General features: G+C 65.0%; 3 protein-coding genes and 2 pseudogenes. 3 read left to right on the top strand and 2 right to left on the bottom strand.

The window, feature by feature from the left end:
• A pseudogene (locus IG90_RS0138460) lies at positions 1-420 on the bottom strand (hypothetical protein); the annotation flags it as partial.
• Between the two features lie 962 nt (positions 421-1,382).
• Between IG90_RS0138460 and IG90_RS46580 the strand changes: the two are divergent.
• From IG90_RS46580 to IG90_RS0138470, 3 genes and pseudogenes are all read left to right on the top strand, one after another.
• Positions 1,383-1,481 (top strand): annotated as a pseudogene (locus tag IG90_RS46580) (YdcF family protein); the annotation flags it as partial.
• 173 nt (positions 1,482-1,654) lie between these two features.
• The gene (locus tag IG90_RS46585) at positions 1,655-2,347 is read left to right on the top strand and encodes a hypothetical protein (protein ID WP_245170763.1); all 693 of its coding nucleotides are present in this window, start codon (positions 1,655-1,657) and stop codon (positions 2,345-2,347) included.
• 241 nt (positions 2,348-2,588) lie between these two features.
• Complete coding sequence (locus IG90_RS0138470; protein WP_030595853.1) at positions 2,589-3,248, top strand: HAD family hydrolase; 660 nt, start codon at positions 2,589-2,591, stop codon at positions 3,246-3,248.
• Here the strand turns inward: IG90_RS0138470 and IG90_RS0138475 are convergent.
• Positions 3,229-4,503, bottom strand: a complete 1,275-nt coding sequence (locus IG90_RS0138475) for an NsdA family TPR-like regulatory protein (RefSeq protein ID WP_030595857.1) — start codon at positions 4,501-4,503, stop codon at positions 3,229-3,231. The genes IG90_RS0138470 and IG90_RS0138475 overlap by 20 nt on opposite strands.
• Positions 4,504-4,739: the final 236 nt, after the last annotated feature.

Genomic DNA, 4,739 nt, shown 5'->3' on the forward strand with positions numbered 1-4,739 from the left:
GCCGGTGCCGATCTCCCCAGACTGCGTGGCCTTGTAGAAGCGCAGGAGATCGCGACCCTCGGACGACAGTTGCAGGTAGTTGCCTTGGTTGCCCTCCAGGGCCTGGATGTAGCGCAGACTCCCCCAGTGCTCGGCTAGACCTCGCCCCGCGCCCTGTCGGGCCGAAGCAGCACCGAGGCCGATGGCGTGAATGATCTGCCAGGGTGTGAGGGTCAGGGAACGTGGCGCGTTCCGAGCCGCTCTGTAGTCGGTGCGCCGGCGAAGCGGTCCCTGCCCGTTGTCTGTCCGCTTCTCGTCCTCGTCGTCCGCGGCCTCGGAGACATGGGCGGCAAGTTCGGTGGACGAGCGGACCTGGACGTGCGAGGTGTTGCTCAGCTCGTGGAGGATCTCGCTGACGGCTTTGGATTCGTCCTTGTTCACCGGCTGCCCTTCCGTTCCGTCGATGTTGTGTGGCGTGAGCCGGACGGTAGGACCCGGCAGGGGAGCGCAATCAAGTGCGCACGAGGGGGCGCAGACCGCTATTCGGCCATCCCTCTGGACAGCTGCTGATGCGGTACCACGGTCGGAACGCCGCCATGTGCTGCAGCGTGTGCCGTTCAACCCTCAGTGGGCGCTGACCGAACTGCGATCACGTAGCGACAACGGCTCTGACCGAAAGCCACGCCGGGCCTTCGGGCACCCAAGGTCACGCCTCCCGCTCCGCGCTGACAAGCTGAGCTGGGGGAGGGCCGGTGGTCAAAGGATTTACGCCGCAACGTAAAGACGGGTGCGACCTCGTAGTGCCAGGGTTTGCAAGACGGTGATGGCCAAGCTGAGATCACAAAATGTAGGTTTTACCCTGCTGACTCGATGGTCTGCCAGGTGGGACCGTGTAGGCGAGCACTTGCCGTTCGTGCGGGGCTGGCGCAGGATCTTTGCCGCAACGTAGTGAGGTCGCCGTGGTAAGCGACCACTTGGGTACTGATTTTGATCAACAGGAGTGGCAGAGTTCGCCCCGTTCTTCGCTTCGGGCCTATACGTTTCCACTGGCTGAGCATGAGAAGGGAGCCTTGGTGTGTTGGGCTGCTGTCTTGTTAGGAATTCCCGTCTTCCTCGGTTTCTTGGGAGCCGTCCTGGTTCAAGCCCGTAACGTTCTGGAGGGCTTGGCTGGACTGGTGCGAGCGTGGCAGGAGGTGCGTTGTGTCTTCAGCTGGGGTGGTGAAAGCTGGAGGCTTGATCAGCCCTCTACGCCCCGATCACGAACTGTCCATTCACCTCGCCAAGCGCGGCTTCCACAGACGGTAGGCCGAGTGGCAAAGCGACAGAAACGAAGGGCGAATGGGCGCGCGTCCCGAGCGCGGTGACAGCCGCTCGTCAGCCAAGCCCGATCCTCCGCATTGGTGCCGCCGGGACTCGACGACTACGTGAAGTCCATCGGCGACGAGAAGCTCGTCCTGCACATGCTCGTCGGCGATCTCCAACGGAACACCGAGTATTCGAAGCGCGTACGGTATCGGCCAGGAGGTACGAGTGCCTGTTGGCGTTCTCGTACCGCCGAGCACGAGGATCAGCCACAGTGGCAAGATCCTCAGATTTCCTGCCGACCGAGGAGTCTCCTGGATACTCTCGATCGCACTGAAGTGATCAAGTTCCCTCGGGAAACGGACCCGCCAGAGTGACAAAGGCCAACCCCTTCGCGCCGCCACCAGGGCACGTGAACACCCCGACGTGGTCATCCCTGGACGACTATCTGTGGCACTCGTGCGAGATCGTCGCGGATCTCCTTGCCAGCGGTCTGGCTCGCCGTCCGTGGATCGCTACGACGGCGAGACTGGAGCGCGGCGACCGTGCCCTTGCTGTCGGCCCCGGTAAGCGATCGACCTGGCGAGCCCCAGGTAACGGGCGCTACCAGCACAACAGTGTGGTCGCCGTCGGCAATCCCACATTCGTCATCGGCAGTCTTCTGGGTTCCGCGATCGGCAACTCCACCAGGCGCCGCCAAGCAGCGCGTGATGCCCAAGCGCGATGGATGGTCGACGGCCCGGGAGAGGTGACGATCACCCGTCAGAAACTGCACTTTGCGAGCAGCGCGGGCGGACTTGACCTTGATTGGAAGGCCCTGAGCACGATCGACCTCGTGAGCGTGGCTACGTTCCAGACGAGCTTCGTCAATACTCGCGGCCAGCAGGTGAACACGATGGTGCACACACCATGGGCATCCCTCGCCTTCGCTGTCGCCGCCATCACTGCGTTTCCCGCGCATCCTCGTCTGCTGAGCGGTGGATGGCTCCCCCCAGGGTTCGAGCAGAAATGCGCCCGCTTCGGTCGGCCGTGCCGCCCCGCCGCCACACTCGCGGCGCCCCAGTGATCCACTCAGTTTCCCGGCACGCGTCGGTGTCGGCTTGGGCTCGGGCGGGGCGTCGCCCGACAACGTTGTTGCCGCGGCCACCCGCCTGAGCGAGCTTGAATGAATGCCCGTGTTCGGGGTTGCGCGACGGTCACGAGCGAACCGACGGTGCTCGCTGTGCGTGAGACCAAGGGCTGGGTGGGTATTCAGCCGCAGTCCGAGAGGGCTGCCTTCCCGCGCTGCACCGTCTAACCTGCGGAGCATGATTCGTGCGGTTGTGTTCGACGTCGGTGAGTGCCTCGTCAATGAGACGCGGGAGTACGGGACCTGGGCGGACTGGTTGGGGGTGCCGCGCCATACCTTCGCGGCCATGTTTGGGGCGGTAATCGCCCAGGGTCGGGACTACCGGGAGACCTTCCAGGAGTTCCAGCCAGGATTCGACCTGACGGAGGAGCGCGAGAAGCGCGCGGCAGCCGGGAAGCCGGAGTGGTTCGGCGAGGACGACCTGTACGCCGATGTGCGGCCCTCGCTGACTGCGCTGCGTGAGGCCGGGCTGTGGGTGGGTATAGCTGGGAATCAGACGGTGCGGGCGGGTGGGCTGCTGCGAGGGCTGGATCTGCCGTCCGATTTGATCGCTACCAGTGACGACTGGGGGGCGTCGAAGCCTGACGTGGCTTTCTTCAAGCACGTGATCGAGGCGACGCCTGCCGAGCCGGGCGAGATCTTGTATGTCGGTGATCGGCTCGACAACGACATTCGCCCGGCCGTGCAGGCGGGCCTGCTGACAGCTCTGATCCGCCGAGGGCCGTGGGGCACGATCCAGCAGCGTGACCCAGAGGCCGATGCGATCACCACGATGCGCATTGACTCATTGGTGGAGCTGCCGGAGAAGATCGCTGAGTTCAACGCTGGAGAGCGCTGACTGTCGTACCCCAGTCGTAGAGGTGGTCGTCGAGGTCACGGACGCATTGCTCGTTCTGCCAGGGGGCGAGCGTGCGCCGGACCTCGCGGACGCGGTCCATGCCGGTGGCGTACCAGGTGATGGCGAGCTGGTCGAGGGCTTGGGTTGCGTAGCGGCATGCCTCTTGCGGTCGGCTGTCCGCAGCTTCGACGGCTGCGAGGTCGCCGAGGATGACGGTGCGCTGTTTGTCGGATGTCGGCGGCAGGTCGTCCAAGACCTGGCCAAGGGTCTCCCGCGCCTGGGGGAGGTGGCCGGCTTTGAGCTGTGTATTGCCCTTGAAGGCAGCCAGACGCACGGAGCTGAACCAGTCCATCCAGATCGGTGTCGGGTGCTCGGAGCCTGCGGCAAGGGTGTCCTCCGCATGGCTGATCAGTTGCAGTGCGGTGCGCGGGTTGCCGCAGCGAGTCTCGCATTCAGCCTCGACCGCATCGAGCCAGGCCCAGAGTTCCGCGGAGCCACTTCCGCGGCGTGCGTAAGTGCGGGCGGCGACCATGCGCTCGACCGCTGCGTCGCGGTCTCCTGCCCACCCAGGTATGAAGGCCATATGGGCGAGGACTGCCGATCCGAGGATTGGGTCGTCGGCCTCGCCTGCGGCTTGGAGCGCACGCAGGAGCGTTTCGGATGCCTGGTCGGGCTGGCGTAGGTCGAAGAATTCGATGCGCCCGGCGAGCAGGTAGGACTCGGCCAGGGCGGCGGCGAGGATTCTGCGGGTGGGGTTCGCTGTCTCGGGCAACAGAGCACAGCCAAGCCGAGCGTGCTCCATGACTGCGGGATGCAGGGTGGCTGGTGCCACGGACCAGTACAGGTGTCGGTGGGAACGTGTGACGGCTTCGAAGTCCTTGCCGACGGTGGCCGGCTGCGTCGCGGTGGTTGACTGGGCGGGAACTGAGGCCAGCCGCGCTCCGGGCCGGCGTCGGCGCGAGATGTCGCTGACTGTCACTTCGGGCTGACGCCCCTCAGTACCCCAGGGAGGGGTGAAGCCGAGGTCCTCCATGCTTTGACCCAGCAAGTGGGTTAGGACTCGGTGTACGTCTGGCTGCGGCCAGGGCGGTGTGGCGGACTCCCAGCGCCTGATCTGGCGGACGCCGACAGCGAGACCTCGGATGCCGAGCTTGGGCGCGGCCTTGGTGATCGCGTCAGCCAGGGCCTGTTGGGAGTTGTATCCGGCAGCCATGCGGGCGGCCTTGAGGCGGGTGTTGCCTGCGATACGGGACATGGATCTCCTCGGGGAACGAACCATCGTCAGAGGGTGGCATGCGACGTCCCCGCAACGGCGCAAAATCATCCCCGGTCGGGCAAGGAAGCCCTCCAGGAGTCCTATTGATGGCCTGTCAGAGTCCTCGAATAGGGCCTCTAGTACTCCAGTGCGGTTTCGTGATCTATCCGGTGAGTTGGTCAGTTGACCGTTGTCGGTAGTGGCTGCGGCGGGCTGTTGCTTGGTGGCGTCGGCGC

Origin of the sequence: Streptomyces anulatus (assembly GCF_000721175.1) — a bacterium.
Taxonomy (GTDB): Bacteria; Actinomycetota; Actinomycetes; order Streptomycetales; family Streptomycetaceae; genus Streptomyces; species Streptomyces anulatus_C.